The sequence below is a fragment of the Paenibacillus sp. Y301 genome, from assembly GCF_059445505.1.
This window is the reverse complement of record NZ_JCAIUL010000011.1, coordinates 92,095-112,109: the sequence shown is the minus strand read 5'-3', so window position 1 is coordinate 112,109 and position 20,015 is coordinate 92,095. Positions and strand designations below refer to the sequence as shown.

19 protein-coding genes are annotated in these 20,015 nt (G+C 42.2%); 3 read left to right on the top strand and 16 right to left on the bottom strand.

Annotation, left to right across the window (positions count from 1 at the left end):
* Positions 1–6 precede the first annotated feature (6 nt).
* From AC1D69_RS18455 to AC1D69_RS18435, 5 genes are all read right to left on the bottom strand, one after another.
* A complete protein-coding gene (locus AC1D69_RS18455) occupies positions 7–333 on the bottom strand; it encodes a PadR family transcriptional regulator (protein WP_495457614.1) in 327 nt (108 codons plus the stop codon).
* A gap of 166 nt (positions 334–499) precedes the next feature.
* Positions 500–1,264 carry an aminoglycoside adenylyltransferase domain-containing protein gene (locus AC1D69_RS18450; RefSeq protein WP_495457613.1) on the bottom strand — a complete coding sequence of 255 codons (765 nt, stop codon included), beginning with the start codon at positions 1,262–1,264 and terminating at the stop codon, positions 500–502.
* A gap of 160 nt (positions 1,265–1,424) precedes the next feature.
* Positions 1,425–2,864 (bottom strand): DHA2 family efflux MFS transporter permease subunit, encoded by a 1,440-nt coding sequence (locus AC1D69_RS18445; RefSeq protein WP_495457668.1) that lies wholly within the window; start codon positions 2,862–2,864, stop codon positions 1,425–1,427.
* Positions 2,865–2,903: 39 nt separating this feature from the next.
* Complete coding sequence (locus AC1D69_RS18440) at positions 2,904–3,473, bottom strand: TetR/AcrR family transcriptional regulator (protein ID WP_495457612.1); 570 nt, start codon at positions 3,471–3,473, stop codon at positions 2,904–2,906.
* Between the two features lie 185 nt (positions 3,474–3,658).
* Positions 3,659–5,809 carry an alpha-galactosidase gene (locus AC1D69_RS18435; protein ID WP_495457611.1) on the bottom strand — a complete coding sequence of 717 codons (2,151 nt, stop codon included), beginning with the start codon at positions 5,807–5,809 and terminating at the stop codon, positions 3,659–3,661.
* 176 nt (positions 5,810–5,985) lie between these two features.
* Between AC1D69_RS18435 and AC1D69_RS18430 the strand changes: the two genes are divergently transcribed.
* Complete coding sequence (locus AC1D69_RS18430) at positions 5,986–6,804, top strand: AraC family transcriptional regulator (RefSeq protein WP_495457610.1); 819 nt, start codon at positions 5,986–5,988, stop codon at positions 6,802–6,804.
* Between the two features lie 2 nt (positions 6,805–6,806).
* On the opposite strand, the gene AC1D69_RS18425 is transcribed toward AC1D69_RS18430, so the two are convergent.
* The 5 genes from AC1D69_RS18425 to pgoN all read right to left on the bottom strand — a co-directional run bounded on the left by AC1D69_RS18425 (position 6,807) and on the right by pgoN (position 10,046).
* Positions 6,807–7,280 (bottom strand): DinB family protein, encoded by a 474-nt coding sequence (locus AC1D69_RS18425; protein WP_495457609.1) that lies wholly within the window; start codon positions 7,278–7,280, stop codon positions 6,807–6,809.
* A 14-nt stretch (positions 7,281–7,294) separates the two neighbouring features.
* Positions 7,295–8,128, bottom strand: coding sequence for a DUF2785 domain-containing protein (locus AC1D69_RS18420; protein WP_495457608.1), 834 nt, complete (start codon positions 8,126–8,128; stop codon positions 7,295–7,297).
* A 154-nt stretch (positions 8,129–8,282) separates the two neighbouring features.
* Positions 8,283–8,444: a LuxR C-terminal-related transcriptional regulator gene (locus AC1D69_RS18415; RefSeq protein WP_495457607.1), complete on the bottom strand. Its 162-nt coding sequence runs from the start codon at positions 8,442–8,444 to the stop codon at positions 8,283–8,285.
* A gap of 69 nt (positions 8,445–8,513) precedes the next feature.
* On the bottom strand, positions 8,514–8,732 hold the full coding sequence (locus AC1D69_RS18410) for a hypothetical protein (RefSeq protein WP_495457606.1): 219 nt from the start codon (positions 8,730–8,732) through the stop codon (positions 8,514–8,516).
* Positions 8,733–9,203: 471 nt separating this feature from the next.
* Positions 9,204–10,046 (bottom strand): glyoxal/methylglyoxal reductase, encoded by an 843-nt coding sequence (gene pgoN, locus AC1D69_RS18405; RefSeq protein ID WP_495457667.1) that lies wholly within the window; start codon positions 10,044–10,046, stop codon positions 9,204–9,206.
* A gap of 293 nt (positions 10,047–10,339) precedes the next feature.
* Here pgoN and AC1D69_RS18400 point away from each other — a divergent pair, with 293 nt between their 5' ends.
* Both AC1D69_RS18400 and AC1D69_RS18395 read left to right on the top strand, forming a co-directional pair.
* A complete protein-coding gene (locus AC1D69_RS18400; protein ID WP_495457605.1) occupies positions 10,340–11,182 on the top strand; it encodes a sulfurtransferase in 843 nt (280 codons plus the stop codon).
* A gap of 688 nt (positions 11,183–11,870) precedes the next feature.
* Positions 11,871–12,626 (top strand): DUF975 family protein, encoded by a 756-nt coding sequence (locus AC1D69_RS18395; RefSeq protein ID WP_495457604.1) that lies wholly within the window; start codon positions 11,871–11,873, stop codon positions 12,624–12,626.
* 668 nt (positions 12,627–13,294) lie between these two features.
* On the opposite strand, the gene AC1D69_RS18390 is transcribed toward AC1D69_RS18395, so the two are convergent.
* From AC1D69_RS18390 to AC1D69_RS18365, 6 genes are all read right to left on the bottom strand, one after another.
* Positions 13,295–14,431 (bottom strand): serine hydrolase domain-containing protein, encoded by a 1,137-nt coding sequence (locus tag AC1D69_RS18390; RefSeq protein WP_495457603.1) that lies wholly within the window; start codon positions 14,429–14,431, stop codon positions 13,295–13,297.
* A gap of 167 nt (positions 14,432–14,598) precedes the next feature.
* Positions 14,599–15,609 (bottom strand): FecCD family ABC transporter permease, encoded by a 1,011-nt coding sequence (locus AC1D69_RS18385; RefSeq protein WP_495457666.1) that lies wholly within the window; start codon positions 15,607–15,609, stop codon positions 14,599–14,601.
* Positions 15,609–16,637, bottom strand: coding sequence for a FecCD family ABC transporter permease (locus AC1D69_RS18380; protein WP_495457602.1), 1,029 nt, complete (start codon positions 16,635–16,637; stop codon positions 15,609–15,611). Before AC1D69_RS18380 ends, AC1D69_RS18385 begins: the two co-directional genes overlap by 1 nt.
* A 98-nt stretch (positions 16,638–16,735) precedes the next feature.
* A complete protein-coding gene (locus AC1D69_RS18375; protein ID WP_495457601.1) occupies positions 16,736–17,686 on the bottom strand; it encodes an iron-hydroxamate ABC transporter substrate-binding protein in 951 nt (316 codons plus the stop codon).
* A 1,007-nt stretch (positions 17,687–18,693) separates the two neighbouring features.
* Positions 18,694–19,377 (bottom strand): hypothetical protein, encoded by a 684-nt coding sequence (locus AC1D69_RS18370; protein ID WP_495457600.1) that lies wholly within the window; start codon positions 19,375–19,377, stop codon positions 18,694–18,696.
* Positions 19,378–19,742: 365 nt separating this feature from the next.
* Positions 19,743–19,928, bottom strand: coding sequence for a hypothetical protein (locus AC1D69_RS18365; protein WP_495457599.1), 186 nt, complete (start codon positions 19,926–19,928; stop codon positions 19,743–19,745).
* Positions 19,929–20,015 lie beyond the last annotated feature (87 nt).

The window sequence follows — 20,015 nt, the reverse complement described above, 5'->3', positions numbered from 1 at the left end:
ACGCTATCACCACTCTCTGATAAATTGGTTTACTACCTCCTGTGTAACCTTCCATTCTTCGCATTTCTCCTTGTAATAGGCTAGACCCAGAGGGGAAATTCGGTAATATGTGCGCCGCTTACCGAGACTCTCATCCTGATAAAAGGATTCAATATACCCGTTCTTCTCTAGCCGGGTGAAGGCAGAATATAACGTTGTTTCCTTCATGACATACTTCTCCTGCGTCAGCTGCCTGATATTCTTTGAAATCTCGTAACCGTAGGATTCCCCATCAAGCAGCATGTAGAGAATCAGCGTATCATTGTAGCCACGAATAACATCACTGCTGATCAAAATGATACCCCCCTGATTACTTCATCTGTCGTAGTAGTTGAAGTATATCATAATTACTACGACAGGTGAAGTAGTAATTCCATAAATAGGCAAAAAAAATCCCAAACCCCACTTGGTTCGGATTTTTTTGTTCACCTGTATGTAGTTGGAGTAGTATGGGTCGACGTTAAATCAATTGTTTATTAATTTCAAGTAACATGAAATCAGCAAAGTCTGCTAACAGCACCTGATCATGCTGATTCTCATCCTTCACTCCGTTATATTCATTCAAATACATCTGAACCAATTCTTGATATTCGCTAGGTAAGTTATGTACACCCCATTCTCCTCCTTCTCTTTTGGAAGAGATACGTCCCTCTCTTATGTAAAGAAGTACTCTACACAAGTTTAATGTGGTATACATTGGATTATTCACAATTTCCTCGTCGGCGTTCTTCACATCGTAATGTATGGAAGCTAGATAGTATTGTCTTGGAACTGGAGGGTAAAGTTCTTTAAGCGGTTTCCCGTATAATGTTATTCCTCTGTGATAAGCAACAGCAATTTGAGAAGCTAGATCTGCATCTTCATAATCACTACACAGATAGTCTTCTTCTCTCCGATAATGTTCACGATGATAATCCGAATAGTGGAACACACAGGGTGTTGGGTACACGATTGATTGTAGTGAAGATTCTAGAACTACACTTAACTCAAGACCATGTCCGATGGTATCATGAAATACGACAACTTTACGTGCAAGCCTCTTCTTATGCTCATCTGAGCAATTTTCTTTGATTACCACTAATAAGTCGATGTCACTCTTTAATGGATTGAAACATCCCATGGCCAATGAACCATGTAAGTAAACGCCTAATAAATTGTCACTTAAATCATCAGTAAACAAATCTACCAATCGCGATAAATGTACTTGAGTTTGTGCTGTGATCACCCTTCATCCTCCTACCTATCTCTCTAATTTAAATATTTATTATAGGGCTAATCATCCATTTTTGGTAGATAAAGAATAATTATAGCAGTACCATATTCATAAGCTCATACAAAAAAAGCTCGCGTGATTTACACGCGAACCCTATGGATACCTATAATATTTATTTCTGATGTGCAACGATTACACGTTTGATAAAGAATGAAACAATCAGACCCACGATCGCGATCACCATGGCAAATATGAAAGCACTTTGTACGCCTTGCGTAAATGCAGGGAGTATATTGGATGGATCTTCAGGATTGGATACACCACTCAAATAACTCTTTTGACCAGCAGCCATGATACTTACGGCAAGAGCTGTACCAATGGCACCCGCTACCTGTTGCAACGTATTCATGATAGCCGTACCATCTGGATACAAATCACGAGGAAGCTGATTAATTCCATTCGTCTGAGCAGGCATCATAATCATGGAAATCCCAATCATTAATGTGCTATGAAGCACGATAACGAAGACGATTGTAGACGTAGCTGAGATACTTGAGAAGAACCACAGCGAGACACTAATAATTACAAGTCCCGGAATAACCAACCACTTCGGACCATATTTATCGAACAACCGACCCATAATGGGTGACATAATTCCGTTAATAATACCACCAGGGAGAAGTAATAACCCGGCTTTGAAAGCCGTATAACCTTGACCCATGATCAAATACATTGGAAGAACCAACATACTAGATAAGATAACCATCATACATAGGAATACCATAAGAACTCCCATAGAGAACATTGGAAATTTAAATGCTCGTAAGTTAATCATTGGTTGCTTCATAGACATTTGACGAATTCCAAAGAGTACAAGAGAAATTACACCTATAATGATAGCAATAATAACTTTAGGACTACCCCATCCTTCACTCTCACCTGCACTACTGAAACCGAATACGATGCCTCCAAAACCAATCGATGATAGGATAATGGATAATGCGTCAATTTTAGGCTTCGTAATCTTGGTTACATTCTGCATATATAGAATTCCACATATTAGAGCAATAATAAGAACTGGTAAAGCCAACCAGAATATCCAGTGCCAGCTTAGATTCTCAATAAGAAGTCCTGCAATCGTTGGTCCTATAGCGGGTGCAACCATAATCACTAGACCAATCATCCCCATGGCAGCGCCACGTTTCTCTGCTGGAAAGATAATTAATATCGTATTAAACATAAGTGGCAATAACAATCCAGTTCCAACAGCTTGGACAACTCTTGCTGTAAGCAAGACTTCAAACGATGGAGCTAGTGCTGCCAATAATGTACCTAGAATAGAGAAACATAGTGATGTTATAAATAATTGTCTTGTTGTAAACCATTGAAGTAACATACCTGATACTGGAACTAGAATTCCTAACGTTAGCAAATATCCTGTTGTTAACCATTGTGCTGTTGCCGGTGTAATGCTAAGCATTGTCATTAAATCACTTAGCGCAACATTTAAAGCCGTTTCACTAAACATACCGATAAATCCACTTAATAGTAATGCAATCAGGATCGGTAGTGCCCTAATTTTTTTAGCGTCAATCTGTGGTGTACCTTGCATGGTTCCTTCCAATCTGTCCATCCTCCTAGTAATCTCTCTCTATTTAAGTAAATATGAAACATACTTTGATGCGGTTATGAGTGGTTTCTCATCTCGGTTAGTAAGGGTAAGTATAAGGGCTCCTTCAAGCAGAGATAACACGATAGACGCTACCTCCGTGGATTTCACTGTTTCCATTCCCTCTTGTTCAAGTTTCATAGCAATAAGATCTTGCCAATCTTTAAAAACAGCCTGAGAGTCTACTCTTAGTTGCTCACTAACACATGAAGTCTCAACAGCTGTCCAAAAGGAAAAAGGAATACACCCCTCGAACTGCGATTCAACCGCTTCCTCACCGACATTACGAATGAATAATTGTAATGCCTCTTCAGCACTACTCGTATCTATAAAGCACTGATTCAACTTTTGTAACACCACTACACGTGTACGTGCAATACATTCCGAAGCTAGCTCTTCTTTCCCGTTGGGGAAATAATAATATAGTGATCCCTTGGGAGAATGACTCTCCTTAACAATCTGATTTAAGCCAGTGGCATGATAACCTTGTGTGGAAAAAAGTCTTGTAGCAATGTTAACAATCGCATCGCGTGAATTGGACTTCTCTAACACATACCTGCCCCCCTTTTTTTGTATATAACAATCGGTCTATATAATTTATACAGGATAAGATAATTGGAGTCAATCCTTTTTTAATTAAAATTTTAGATATAAACACCCCACCTCATGGATGGTTCCAAAGGTGGGGTGTTATTTGTAATGCTCTATTTTTTCAAAATGCTAGTAAGATTCTATGATCACACGTTAGCTTTCAAATGAAACCATGTGCTCACGAAATCTCCATGCAAAGATGGGATATGTAGCCCACTTTGCATCAATCGATCTCCCCCGAACGATACTTCTTCCTCACCGATGGTGTATTCAAATTCAGGGTCAAGTCCTTTTAATCTGACTTTCTTCAATGGTCCATTCGGTTCAGCCAACACTTGGAAGTAATAGACTAGCGCTTCGCTCTTATCCTCAGACACGAACATCCAAGACGTGTTATTTCCTTCAAAAGGACTCTTCAAGCGATATAAGTCTCCTTGTTGAACCAAAGAACGTATCTTCTTATATTGCGCAACTTGCTGCTTCACGATCACTTTCTCTTCATCTGAGAAGGAGGTTAGATCCATCTCATATCCGAAGTTCCCAGACATCGCTACATCACCACGTGTCACAAGAGAAGTAATCCGTCCCACTTGATGATTAGGTACATCAGATACATGGGCACCCATGGTACTCACGGGATATACGAAGCTTGTGCCGTATTGGATTTTTAAACGTTCAATGGCATCCGTATTATCACTCGTCCACGTCTGTGGCATGTAATATAGCATTCCTGGATCAAATCGTCCTCCGCCACTCGCACAACTCTCAAACAAAATATGTGGGAATTGTTGATGCAATTTCTCTAATAGACCGTAAAGCCCCAACATATAACGATGAGCTGTTTCCTTTTGTCTAAGAGCGATTCTCGTTGCCGATCCAATCTCCGTCATGTTACGATTCATATCCCATTTCACATAGGAGATCGGAACGGTTGAGAATATTTTGCTCAAAGATTCAAACAGATAATCACATACCTCTTGTCTAGATAGATCTAAGATCAATTGTGTCCGAGCTTCTGTCCGGCGTCTACCTTCTACATGAAGGCACCAATCCGGATGTTTACGGTAAAGATCACTATCTGGAGATACCATCTCTGGTTCGAACCACAATCCGAACAATAGGCCTAATGACTTCACTCTTTCCGCTAAATTAGTAAGGCCTTCTGGTAGTTTATTACGATCTTCTACCCAATCTCCAAGAGAAGTCGTGTCCGCGTTTCTTTTGCCAAACCATCCATCATCTAGAACGAATAGCTCTATACCAAGCTCTGCTCCTGATTTAGCAATCGATACAATCTTCTCCGCATTGAAATCGAAATAAGTGGCTTCCCAATTGTTCACTAGAATAGGTCTTTCCTGATCTCGATGAATCCCTCGACAGAGACGTTTCCGATACAACCGATGGAAGGTTCTTGACATGCCACCTAACCCTTCTGAGGAATATACCATGATCGCTTCTGGGGTCTGAAAGGACTCTCCAGGTTCAAGTAACCATCCGAAGTCAAAGGGGTTAATCCCAATAGATACGCGGGTAGAAAATAAATAATCGACTTCTGCTTCCGCTACAAAATTACCACTGTAAACCAAGCTAAATCCAAAAACATCTCCCTGATCTTCATCGGCATGTGGAGAAGTTAACGCCATAAATGGATTGAACTGTGGACTACTCGCACCTCTGCGACTTTCAATCGTTGTTACGCCTGCTTCTAGTTTTCTTCTCTTTACATGTGTCTCTCTCGACCAACCACCTGACAAATATACCATGTCATAGTCGCTATCGACAAAATCAACACTTGCACTTAAGGCTCTCTCTAGAGAAACAGATTGACTTCCATTATTCACAAATTGTACAGAACGACTTATGGCATTATGATCTTCAAACACCGTGTAGCTTAAGTAGACAGTCATCCCAGAGTATTTATCCACCAATTCGATCTCCAGTGTCTGCGATTCCTGATCCGACTCTACATATACAGCGGGTAATCCAGCTAACTTCGGCTTACCATCGGTAATTTTATGCGATTGATATACCAATTCTGTAATTCGACTACCATCTTCAAGTTTCACTTGATAGGCTGGATTTCTGAAATCACCAGTTCCATATTGCGGATACTCTTGTGGGAGACGATCTATCGAAGCATTGTCAGGGTAATGAAGTAAGCGGTTTAAGTTCCCTTCATTTCGAAGCTTCTTTCCCCAGTACACGTGAAGTGGATAACCGTCGTTATTTAATTGAATGATGTAACTCATATCTTTGGATTGTAGATGGAAAATTCGGTCTTGTTCTGTAATTGTCATGTAAGGAACACCCTTTCCTAGATCACTGAATAGTTGTAAGCGAAACCAATGGGTTCATCATACCTCTGTCCACCACTTCCGTAAATGGAATCACACTATATCATTATGGCATTATGCTAGATCCATATGTTACTATAGAATAGGCATTTAATAACGAAAAAGGGAGACCTAATCGCATGATAGAATACCTTTCTAGAAACTTGCAACATACTGATTTACATTTAAACCAATATGGCATGGAGCAATGTTTTCCAGAACATGCGCATGGGCCAGCAGTCCGAGATCATTATTTAGTTCATTACATACTAAAGGGTTCAGGAAGATTCGTGGTTGGCGATCAAACGTATCATCTTCATAAAGGGGAGGGTTTCCTAATATGTCCTGGCGTCGTTACGTACTATCAGGCAGATAAAGAGGACCCTTGGGAATATAGTTGGGTGGGATTTCATGGGCTTCAAGCTGAATTCTATTTAACACAGGCAGGACTAAATGCGATACATCCAACATTTCGATATGATCGAGATCAAGTATTAGTTGAATACTTAGAATTAATGACGAATACAAAAGAACTAAATACCGCGCGGGATATGAAGTTGACGGGTCTACTCTACCTCATCCTTTCTCTTCTTGTTGAATGTGCACAAGTGGAATCCAGAATAGACAATAAGGAGAACCGCAAAGAGGTCTACGTTCGTAAAGTGATCGATTTCATCGAGATGAACTACTCTAGTAAATTCACGATCACGCAAATAGCTGATTTCATTGGACTTGATCGTAGTTATCTTTGTTCTATTTTTAAAGAGTATATTCATTCAAGCATCCAGGAATATCTCATTCATTATCGCATGAACATAGCATGTGAACTCATGAATAATACACAATTATCTATCGGAGATATATCGCGTTCAGTAGGGTATGATGATCCTTTATTATTCTCCAAAATGTTCAAGAAATTAAAAGGATCATCGCCGAAATCGTATCGGAATACGATGTGACTCTACTCGAATAAGGATACTAATGGATCTCTTATGTTTTGTGATAACAGACTATGTAATTGACCTCTATGATGATACACATGGGATACAATCTCTAATAACCATTCATATCTCGTATAGGATACTCCCCAATAAGAGGTCTTACTCTCAAACAATTCTTCCTTCGTATATTCAGCGTACACCTGATATAAATAAAGATAGTTCTCTCTTAGGTGTACACGAATTTCCGGTAATGTGTTAGGTTCGTTACGATTGTAAAATTCACACATCTCATCTTCCGTAGCCTCACAAGATATCACGTGATCTGCTCTGCAGATAACTGCAATATGACGAAATAATTCAATGATAGATCTTTTATTCGTAATCGGGCTGATTGCTAGGTCTTCTTCCGTAAATTGTTCACTCATGGTAATGAGAGATTGTATCGCAATATTGAGTTGATTAAATATGGGGTTCAAGATTTTCTCTTCATTCATGATTGTTATTCTCCTTATCTCTTGTCTAGTCTCTGAAGTGTTTCAACAACGGTTTCGGTGAATCTTACCAATTGAGGTTGATCTACTAATCTAAAATACAAACTTCTCAACAAATACTTCTTATTCATGTATAGAATATCATCTTCTGGAAGTTGTCTAATTGTGTTCTTTTCACCCAGACTTTGAATCCAACAATGAATATCATGATCTTCAAGTAATCCTCGATTAACAATACTTATAATTGCGCTAACGATTCTTTCATCTTCTTTATTAAAATATACATAGTTATTCACACAAATTTTCGGTCGAATGGCACCTAGCATGTCCATTAGGTCTACACTTTCCATATACTGAGATTGCGCAATAGCTTCAAATGCATCGGATGCATGCGCGGTTGAATGTGCCCAACCCTTCTCTTCCACATATCCTCTGAGGTCTTGCTCAAGACCTATGTATTCTATCAACTTGTTCTTGATTAACATAACCTCTTCTTTTGATAAAAAAGGTTGTTCTCTGTCCTTCCCCATAATCAACGGAATAATTAGTACGGAGAACGTTCGCGTGAATACAGAATCGGTATCTTTCTCGCCTATTCCGTAGAATAGATGTTGTTTATCCAAAGAAATATGTAACAGCTCACTTAGTTGCTTTTCGGTAAATTCACCATGATCTATCCACTCTGCGAATGTAGAATAGATTAGATTATCGCGTAATTCAGAATCGATATCACCCATATATTTCATCATTTCATGTGCTATCTCGAATGCATTCATGGACCCTGATACTTTATATTCATCTTTCTCGATGCGAATCAATCTTTCTTTTAACTGAGTACCCTTGTTCTCCATCTTTATCCCCCTATAAATAATGCTCCAGAACGCAATATCCAATACTTCAATAATATGTTTCTTCTAACAGAGTACTATAAACACCCTTCTACTGAACAGCGAAAAAAAAGCCTACAAAATAAGACCCTGAACTGTGACCCGAAAGATGGACATTTTAATAAAATGACCTCTCTCGGGTCTTTTTGATATCAAAAATAATTTTCTTGTGGTGATTAACTGTACATGCTTGTATATTAAGCTTTAATGCAATTGCCTTCACCGTTAATCCTTGTGATATCAATTTTAAAACTTTGAGTTGGCGTTCTGTAAATTTCACCTGTAACTGTCATGTTTCTTGCGCCGTGAGCTGATCATGATAAATACTTAGCATGTGTGCTGGAATAAGCTACGCAATGGCGACTAGTTCGCTTTTCATATTGGCATGAATCGTAGACACATCAAGATATCCTATATTTTCGATGCCCATAGTTAATGGCGTGGAGTAGCAGTGCCAATCCTTGAAAAAGGGACTCTCATGCTCTTCCGGTGGTAAATAAATCGCTTCGTCTTGCCTAATTGCTTCTGAGATTGCATTGACACCACAGCTCTCTTCTGTGAAAGACATTCCTAAACGGATGGGCGATACAACGTTGGAAGACCTTAATTAGATGGTCATTCTCCCTACATACCTTTTCAAATTGTTACTCAGTTAAAAATAAACCTGCGAAGAACACGTCTCGAGCTGAACGTCCTCCCTTTCTATATTTGCGCACAGTACTTATCGATCCAGGCATTACAGTTGTTCCACCTTACCGCATCTGTATATTATGGGAAAAAGTTGAATATCTTTCTATATTTATCGGTTAACACATAGGGAAATCTGAACGCTTCAATGGACCAAAAACGCCAAATAGCAGATCAAGGTGTTTATTAACCTTGATCTGCTATATTTTGTGCATCTGTATTTTTAAGAAAGTCAGCTACCCCAAGAATAGATTAATCTATTCTTGGGACAGCCCCTCCATTCTTGTACTAAACTCATAACATAAGATTAGGAATACATTTGTGTATAACTATGATTTTGTATGAGAATGGATTAGAAATTGAAGTTGTCAGGGTCTGAACCTACACGGATATTCTGGTTAAGTCCGTTGATTTTGTCCATATCTTCCGAAGAAAGTTCAAAGTTGAACACATCTGCATTCTCGATAATCCGGTGTTCCGTAGTCGATTTAGGAATCGTAACAAAACCATTCTGTAGATCCCAACGCAGGATCACTTGAGCAACCGTTTTACCGTGTTGATCTGCAATCTCTTGTAGCGTAGCGTTGTCCAATAGTTTACCTTGCATCAGTGGTGACCATGCTTCTAATTGAATACCCTGTTCCTCACAGAATGCACGTAATTCGAGCTGAGCTAGACGAGGATGGTATTCCACTTGATTGATCATCGGTTTGATCTCAGCATCTTGTAGTAAATCTTGTAGATGATGAACTTGGAAGTTACTTACACCAATGGCACGTACACGTCCATCTTTATATAGTTTCTCCAGAGCTCTCCAAGTGTCTTTATATTTCTCTTTTACCGGCCAATGCACCAGGTATAGATCTAATGTTTCTAATCCTAACTTAGTCATCGTATCCTCAAAAGCTCTTAATGTTGATTCATATCCTTGGTCCGCATTCCAAACTTTAGAAGTAATAAATAGATCATCACGTGTTAGACCTGATTCTTCCAACCCTTCACGCACCGCTTGACCTACACCTTCTTCATTCTTGTATGCAGCGGCTGTATCAATACTACGATAGCCATGTTTAATCGCCGTTTTTACTGCTTGAATCACTTCTTGTCCATCTTGAGCTTTAAACACACCTAGACCGAACCATGGCATTTTCACTCCGTTGTGAAGCGTTGTTGTATCTTGTAAATTGTTTGGCATCATGTGTGAACCTCCTAAAAGTTTTTGATTCTTACTACTTAGAAACACTTCGAAAAAAGTGAATCGAAAGCATTAACTAAGTTTTGAGCGTTACTCCAGCTAATACCTCGAAAAAACTACTTCGAAAGCATTAACTCACTTATGTAGTGATACTTCAATTAATATACGAGTCAACGCTAATTCGAAAGCATTAACTAGTATTTGTACTCCTCTTTATATTACACTTAAAAAGAGGAATAGACCCAAGCTTTACTAATATTTATATTAATAATATTAAAAGGTGGTGTCAAATCATGACTACAATCATATCAAAACAATGGTTACTCGCTCGACTATATGAAACAGATCTCGTGATTATAGATTGCCGATTTATTATGGGTATGGCTGACGCTCAGGCGGGACGTATTGCGTATGAAGAAGAACACATTCCTGGAGCAGTATACTTTGATCTAGAGATGGATCTCTCCAGCCCCGTATCACAACATGGAGGTAGACATCCCTTGCCTGATATGGATAAGTTCATCAGAACTCTTGAGCGCGCAGGAATTAATAATGACTCACGTATTGTAGCCTATGATGATCAAGGTGGTGCTATGGCATCTCGTTTCTGGTGGCTCTTACAATATATAGGTCACACCAATACATACGTCATGAATGAAGGATTTACGAATTGGAAGCAAGCAGGATATCCTTTGACGAATAAACAACCTGTACGAATTCCCCAGTCCTTTACCGCACATTTGCAACATGACATGGTGGTTTCTATGGAAGATGTCAGAAAATCTAGTAACAATCACACCTCTTTCCTTATCGATTCCAGAGAACCTAACCGCTATTTAGGTTTAGAAGAACCTATTGATGCTATCGCTGGTCATATACCGGGAGCTATTAATAGATTCTGGAAAGAACTAAAGATGGAGAATGGTACTTGGAAGTCAACGGAAGATATTCATGAGCATTTCAATGATATCCCGAAAGACCAAGATGTTATCGTCTACTGTGGCTCAGGCGTTACCGCCTGCCCCAACATCCTCGGCCTCCATGAAGCTGGATATACAAATGTGAAGTTGTATGCAGGAAGCTGGAGTGATTGGATTAGTTACGAGGGAAATCCGGTGGCTATTGGGGAAGAGTAAAGGTGAAGAGCTCCCGTTAGATGCGGGCTCTTTTTGCTGAAGTTATTTTGGGCGCATTTTGCATGCAACCCCATCTGAAGTTAATTTGAGCACATTTCGTATGTAACCACATGAGATTCGTAGCATTGTCTGTATCCGGATCATTAGTAAACGGCTAAAATTATTTTTCACCTTAAATAAGTCTCTATGTCCTTGCAAACGGATAACATGTTTTCTTTAGAAGGCAAATGATTGCCTAAAATTTCAGTTTCTCTAATAGTCGAGGAGGCAAGGAAATTCTTGCTCTTGGAAAAACCTTCTACCCCACCAGCGATTGAGCGGTTGCTTGTTTAATTGTATTCTTAAGTGCGGTTTATATAGATAAATTATGATTACGCTTCAGAAATTCAAGCATTATTTAAGCATTAAATGTGTTGACTATTCTCGGTTTCTCTAAAGGAAGTCCATGGCTTGTATGAGGAATGACAGTAACTTCAATACCTTTCGATCCCACAACAAGTACATGTGTGAGAGCAAAAGGCGGGTATATAGACATACTCAACCTGCCATAAACGTAGGATCCATCATCATCTCTGCAATCTTCAGTATACGACCACAAGTTATAGTAACTAATTGTTTGTCTTATGACATAAACTATGGTGTATATTGTAATTTAAAGAATAAAACGAAAATAAGAAGAGAGGTCTTTATGTGGGATCGTAAAGAAATAAAGCAAAGGGCTAAGGCTGTACTCCGCACATCGTATTGGAAGGCTTTTGTGGTGAGTTTAATTCTAGTCTTTATCGGAGAAGGCTCTGGTATCCCAAGCTTAAATAATAACACGGGATCATCAGCCCGTTCAGAAATGTCTAGCTCGGGTCTGTATTTCGATTGGGAAGTGTTAGGTCCTTATCTTTTAATCGCATTAATCATAGGTATCATCATCGTAGTAATTGGAATTGCATTTCATATCCTTATCGGTTCTCCACTTACCGTAGGTTCATTGCGTTACTTCAAGCAATCTGCCGAGGGTGAAATCCGTATGGGCAATATCGGCTATGCGTTTAACAAGGACCGGTATTGGGCTATAGTTCTAACCATGCTCTGGAGAGGTTTTTTGAATTTCTTATGGTTCCTGCTACTGATCATTCCAGGAATAGTAAAATCCTATGCGTACAGTCAGGTACCCTACATCCTTGCGGACAATCCGAACATCGGGTATAAACGTGCAGTAGAATTAAGCAAGCAAATGACACACGGCAATAAGGGCCATATGTTTGTGCTTGATTTGAGTTTTCTTGGCTGGATTCTGCTTGGACTGCTGGCACTCGGCATCGGCGTCTTATTTGTTCAACCCTATATCAATGCCACGAAGGCCGAGCTTTACTTGGAATTACGCCAGAATGCGCTTGAGTATAATTTGACAACAGAACATGAACTCCGGCTAGCACAGACACCATTTTAGAATCGTATTGCTATTCATTAATACCATGATGGTGTCGCTGAGAGCGGTAGGCATCAAGTGTTGCAGTAGCTCCACTGTCTTTACATGTAGTTATGACCTACCGATAAATGGATGTATGATTACATGCGCAACAGTTAACTTAAATCAGCATTGTAATCCGCAACCGGCTTAACCAGTTGGTTGTTTACCCAGTACGCTACTGAATATTAGGCAATAAAAGAAAGAACAGATCTTGCTCAATACAAAGTACAGATATTACAGCTCTCATGCTCATTGCCCTCTTGCAACCCTACGTTTGTTTGATCATATTCTTGAGTAGATCCCCTGGGATAGAAAGAGTCTGGTTACCCTCAATCGCTGGCAAAATAGTAAACTCCTCAGGATCCAGACCTACCATTTGGAGTGATTGGATCAGTTATGAGGGAAATGAGATTGTGACCGGGGGGAGTCTAAAGACGGATAAGTCTTGTGGGACGGGGGTTTGTGGGATGTAACAGGTTGTGAGTACGTAACCTGTCACATCCCTTTTGGCATTTCTCTGCAATACCTTGCAACCATGAAACAGACGAAAGTAAACTTAGCTGCTTCATTGCGCTATGTTATCAAAAAGAACGGCGGTAAGGACACATGGCATTGTCCCGAACCGCCGTTTTTTCTATCCGGATACCCTATTTCAGGCAGGCATATATGATATTTTTTAATCGCGGATGTATGTAAGGCTCTTGACTGTTCACCAAATGTTGCGCATACATGACGGTCAGCTGAGACTCGGGATCGATGACCGCGAGGCAGCCAGCCGCGCCGCTCCAGCCGAATTCCCCGAGTGGGGACAGGCATCCGCTGCCCACTTTGGAAATATGGGTTCTGACACCAAGCCCATAGCCGTAACCTGCTTGATAATCCCAGTTGTAATCGCCCCGCGTAAGATCGGTTAGGTGGTCCGTCCGCATCAGATCGACACTGGCAGCTGACAAGAGGCGCACGCCGCCTGGGCTTGTACCGCGATTGGTCAGCGTGTTCAAGAAAAGCGTATAGTCGCTTACGGTCGATAGCAGGCCGGCCCCACCGCTCTCGAATTCCGTGCCGCTACGATACCAATCTCCATCCATAAGTACGGCCTTGCCGAGTGCATCATTGTATTCGTATTGCGGTACAAGGCGGCTCTTCTGCGCTTCGGACAGGAAGAAGCCGGTGTCGCGCATACCGAGCGGCCCGGTAATTTCTTCGCGCACATACGTGCCGAAGCGTCTGCCGTCCACCTCTTCAACAAGCGCCGCAAGAACGTCATGGCACAAGCTATAGTTCCACCGGGTTCCCGGCTCGAATAGCAACGGTTGCTTTGCGAGGGCAGCCGCATATTCTCGGGTCGGCAACCGACCATTTGTGCGTTCCGCAGCTTCCCGGATGACTGGCCCATTGAAGTCGTAAGAGAAGCCGGCCGTCATTGTGAACAGGTCGTGTACTGTGATCTGCTTCTCCGCCAACTTCGTTTCAGTTCCTTCGTCCGTCTGCGTACTCCGCACTTGCATTTCGGCGAACTCCGGCAGATAGGAGGAGATCGGATCGCTAAGTAGCATCGTTCCCCTTTCAACCAGCTGAAGCGCGGCCGTACACGTCAATATTTTCGTAAGTGAATACAAATAGATGATCCGGTCCTCATCGATCGGCGTCTTCGCTTCCAGATCAGAATAGCCGGCGCGGTAACGGAATACTATTTCATTTCGATGCATAACAAGTACCTCCGCCCATGGAATACGCCAGGCAGTGATGTGATCAATAAACCGGGACAACGATGTGAAGTCCATAATACCCCTCCTCTACTGAAAGTCTTCATTTCATTATTTTACAGGACTGCCATTCTTGCAAACTACTGACTATACATATTTACAACTAGAACGATTGGTATGCCTGCATCAATTGGATAATTCGTGAGGGGCAAATAGTTCATATTATTTGACCCTCAAGCAAGGTACTACCCTTCCTTAAATAATAAAAGATAAAGGAAATATGGAGCGCCGATAAACGCAACGACGATTCCGGCTGCGATTCCGTTCGGCTCCCATAGATTCCGGCCTATCGTATCCGCTAACAGCAGTAGCCAACCTCCGATCAGTAGTGACACAGGTATTAACCGCTGATGTCTTGGTCCGACCAGCGCTCTAGCAATATGCGGCGCCATCAAGCCAATAAACGAGATACCTCCGGTAACCGAGACGGCTGAAGCCGCCAGCGCGACCGCTGTCAGCATCAGGAGGATTCGGTCTCTGCGGATCGCTACACCGACCCCGACTGCCGTTAAATCGTTTAACGAAAGCAGATCCAGCGCTCTTGATTTGTACAATGCGTAGGGAATCAGAATGATCAGCCAAGGCAGCAAGGCCACCACAAACGGCCAGTCTGTTCCCCAAACGTTGCCCGCTAGCCACTTGGAGATGAAATCCACTTTGAGTCGATCAACCGAAGACATGAGAACGACCATTATTCCGGAGAGAGCCAAGGAGAACCCGACTCCGGTTATGACCATTCGAATCGGTTGAATACCTTGGCCCCGGACGTAAGAGAAAGCATAAATAAGAATCGCGGTGCTTAGACCTCCGATAAAGGCCATAAGTGGAATCGCGTATATGAACGAATCGACGTTAATCGGGGCAAACAAAAAGAAGACTGTAACGCCGACTCCTGCACCCGCATTAATACCGATAATTCCAGGATCGGCCAGCTCATTACGGGTAATCCCCTGTAAGATGACGCCGGATAACGCAAGTGCCATGCCCGCGAGCAACGTAATCAACATCCGGGGTAGACGGATTGAGAACAGCACGAAATGGTCTTCGAAGGTTCCATGACCCATAATCGTCGGGATAAGCCTATCATACGATACAGGGGAGGACCCGATGCCCAAGCCTATCAAAATAGTTGCCAGAATAAGAAAAGCTATGAACGTAATGATGACCTTTTGTTTACGAAGAAACCTTGAATTAATCATGAGAACGAGCGCACTCCTTTCCGAACAATGAACAGAAAGAACGGCAATCCTAGAATAGCCACAATAGAAGCAACAGGCGTCTCGAATGGGACATTGATCATCCGGCCTAATGTATCGGCGAATACCATAAAGGCACTACCGACAATCGCGGATAAAGGTAGAACAATACGGTATTGGGTACGAACGAAGACACGTACAAGATGCGGAATCATCAGACCTATAAACGCTAGATTGCCGACGAGTGAGACAGCGGCACCTGCCAATAACGTAATCAGAACGTAAAGCGCAATCCTGACTTGCGTCGTTTTCAGGCCAAGTCCAATCGCGGTCCCTTCATTCATGCTAAGAATTGTCAATTGCTTTGATAACAGAATAGCAACTACGATACAAATCACGATAACGGGAGCGATCGTCTGGATCTGTTCCCAAGTCGTGCCGATCAGTCCGCCGGAAGTCCACATGGCCACGCTCTTGGAAATTTTATAGCGGAGGCTAATACTGTCTGCCACCGCCGCGAGTAGCGCCGAGACGGCCGAACCAGCCAACACCATTCGGAGCGGGGACAAATTCCGTTTCCGCAGGGAGGTAATGCCGAACACCAGCATCACGCTGAATGCGGCACCGATAAAACAAGCCACCATCGTTCCGAAATAACCAACACCGGGTAAAAATGCAAATGTAACGGCCAACGCAGCATTGGCGCCAGATGTCAGGCCAAGCAATCCAGGGTCGGCGAGCGGGTTGCGGGTCAAGCCCTGCATGATCGCACCGGCAACGGCCAGAGCCGCTCCGACCAGTACGCCGCCGACTTCGCGGGGAAGCCGAAGCTCGCGAATGATGGAGATATCTTCACCCGTCGCTTGCGGATTGCTTATGGCGCTCCAGATGTCGGCGAGCGAAACATTCTTCGCCCCAAGCATGACGGCCAGGGCGAACATAACAACAAGTATAACTAAGCTAAGGAGCATCTTGAACGCAACAGAGCTTGATAGCTTGAGTGGAGGCTTCATTATCATCTCTATCATCTATTCCTTCTTCGCCTGCAGAAAAAAGGAACGCATAGAGCGCTCCTTCTTATCTCTGGCACATGGTTTAATTATTCATTTAATTTTTAAGCTGACGGTTAGTTCCCCAACAACGACTTGGTGATGAAATTAAGCTGATAGTCGAGCGACAGAGCGTCGTTGAAATAGAACGTAGTTGCGTCTACTTCATAGACATGATTATTCGCAACGGCTGGGATATTCTTGTAAGTCGAAGTCTGCTGGAAGGAAGCATCACCTGCTGAGTCTTTACTATAGATAACGTAATCCCCCATGAATTGCGGCAGAATCTCCAGAGACAAATCATAATAGCCTTCTTTGGCCGTCATTTCTTTGACCTTGTCTGGCATCTTCAATCCCATGGCCTGATAGACGATTTCCGTGCCGCGTCCCCAGCCATTTCCGAAGGTGTACAGCGATTTCGAATCCCCTTCGATGATGGTGACGGTACTGTCGGCGCCGATCTTGGCTTTGATTTCCTCACCGGCCTTCTGAGTTCGTTCCTTGAAATCGGCGATCCATTCAGCCGCCTTCTGTTCCTGGTTAACAGCTTTGCCGATCTCCAGAATCTGCGTTAGATAATCAACCTTGTTGTAGGTGTATGTAATGAGTGGAGCAATTTGCTTTAGTTTATCCGCATTCTTAACATCCGACATAGCGATGATCAAGTCCGGCTTAACGTTCAGAATACTTTCCTCATTCTCATCGGATACTTCGGCGACGTCTTTCAATTGATCCTGAAATTTAGGGTTTGCTTTAGTCCAGGAATCTACTCCAACGATAGGAACGTCTAATGCCAATAGATTGCCCGCATATCCAGACAGGATGACGACACGCTGCGGGTTCGCTGGAACATCGATCGGACCGTTCTCCGATTGATAAGTAATAGTGTCGGAACCATTGTCCTCCACAGATTTGCTTGCATTTGGACTTGTTGAGTTGTCGGCATTGGCGTTATTGTTCGCATTGCTACCGCAACCACTAACTACTAGAACTACCAATAAGATAAGGGGCATAAACCATCTCTTCATTAATTGCAATCTCCTTTTGAATGAATTCAGCTTGATAAAGATTTAAAGATAAAGAAATAAAGATAAAGAGATAAAGAAATAAAGATAAAGAATGATGATACTGATGATACTGATGATACTGATGATACTGATGATACTGATGATACTGATGATACTGATGATACTGATGATTATGATTAAATTAATAATGATAATCATTATCATTGTACTAATATCAAATTCTAACTTCTTGCCGTTTATATGTCAATCGTATCTTTTTATCATATTTTTCCCCTGTCTTCTGTCTCGTGTTCCCTGTACCTTGCACTATCTATTTTGTGTTGACTCGTTCTGGCTGTGAACCCATAATTGTAGCCACCCTTTCGTCAACAGGTTAGGCCCAATTGCAACGAAGGAGCTTGGAAGAAAGTACAAGGACCCGCGTTGGACGCGGGTCCTTGTACTTTCCTGGCAAATCTGGGGTTTGATTTACCTTCGCAGTATCATTTTGTATACGATTTTTCGCATACATTGAGCACATTTACCTTCCCAACCCCACCATGTATTCGATTTTCCGCATACATTGAGCACATTTACCTTCCTGCTCCCACCATGTATATGATTTTTCGCATACATTTGGTCCGATTACGCCCCAGCCCCCACCATGTACTCGATTTTTCACACACATTGGGCTAATTTACCTTCCTGCCCCCACCATGTATTCGATTTTTCACACACATTGGGTCCGATTACACCCCAGTCCCCACCATGTATTCGATATTTCGCATACATTGAGCACATTTACCTTCCCACCCCCACCATGTACTCGACTTTTCGCATACATTGAGCACATTTACCTTCCTGCCCCCACCATGTATTCGATTTTTCACACACATTGGGCCCGTTTTCCCCACCACCCCCACCATGTATTCGATATTTCGCATACATTGAGTACATTTACCTTCCAGCCCCCATCATGTGTTCGATTCTTCGTATACATTCATTCATTCGTGTGTCAGCATTCACCATTAAACCAAATCTGGACTTTGGAGTGTACCTATATACTCATAGTAAATTATCCGCTGAGATGCCCCTCTAGCCACCGGACGAAATTTACCTTTATCCACCAACATGCGGCAGTATTTGATGACTGTCATCGTATGCAACTCCAGCTCTCTCGCGGCATCAGCCGGGCGGAGAACACGTTGGTGACGAATGGATGCTCGCATCAAATCACGCTCGATTTTGGAATAGGCTCTCTCTGCTGTGTTTTTCGCAGACTTTCCCGCGGACAAATAAGGAAACAGGATGTTCCGCAGCGCAGAGAGGATGAAAGACGGATTTTCTTTCAGTTCATCCAATGAAATATAGAGCACTGTGCAGTCCTGTGACTGTAAAAAAAGCCCGCGGTTCAGATCCATCCTGTACTTGCTCCGGTCTGTGCCATGCGAGCCAAAGTCCATAATTTCAAATGCAATACGCGAGGCTCCGACTTCCCAAAGAATATCCACAAAATAGGATCTTCCACGCCAATCCTTAACTTCGTATTCCGGATGTAGTCCGTGAAAATGCCCAGTAAGCGGCCACCATACCTGCTCTACAAATAAGCGATTTCCGTAACCATGACCGCGTTTTAATGCATCGAGCCGTTCCCCCTTCCTACGTTTAATATGACTGCTCAACCATCGCTCATGTTCACTCTTAAACCCCATTTCCTTCCCCTCGCTCTACAACGAAATATGTTAAAAATCGCACAAAACCCCGTCTCCTCCCCTAGGGGGAAGAAGACGGGGCATTCTTTGCCACGCTTACTTATGTCTATATAGTGTGCCACATTTTTTGCCGCATTTGCCTATGTCTATACATATTGTGCCATATTTTCATTGGCAAAAACAATACGAAATTGATACCTAATCGATAGCGGAATCTCGCTGTCGATTACAATCATATTACGTATTGATTCTCAGCCTCGTTATACTTTCTGCCAATCAACATAATATCTCCATCCGTTACACATAGAGAACAAATTCTATAATACCCAGTGAGCTTGTAATTGATTACGAAGGGGTGGCTAACCCTAATCCTCAAGCTCATCAAGTTTTGCTTCCAGTTCAGCCAACTTACGATTCTCTTGATCCAATACTTCTTGAAGCCCAGCGGCTTCTGCTCGTTTCATTTCTTTTTTGACAGTCTGAATCTGTTGTTCCAAATAGTGAATATCAGCTTCAGTTCCTGAATTGTTCCAGATCTGAGAATAAGTCATTTCTAACCTCTTTCTTGTTAACGTATATTTCCAAAAGGTTCATTAGAGCTTCAGGAGCTTCTTTTTTTGTCTACACACAGGTTACCA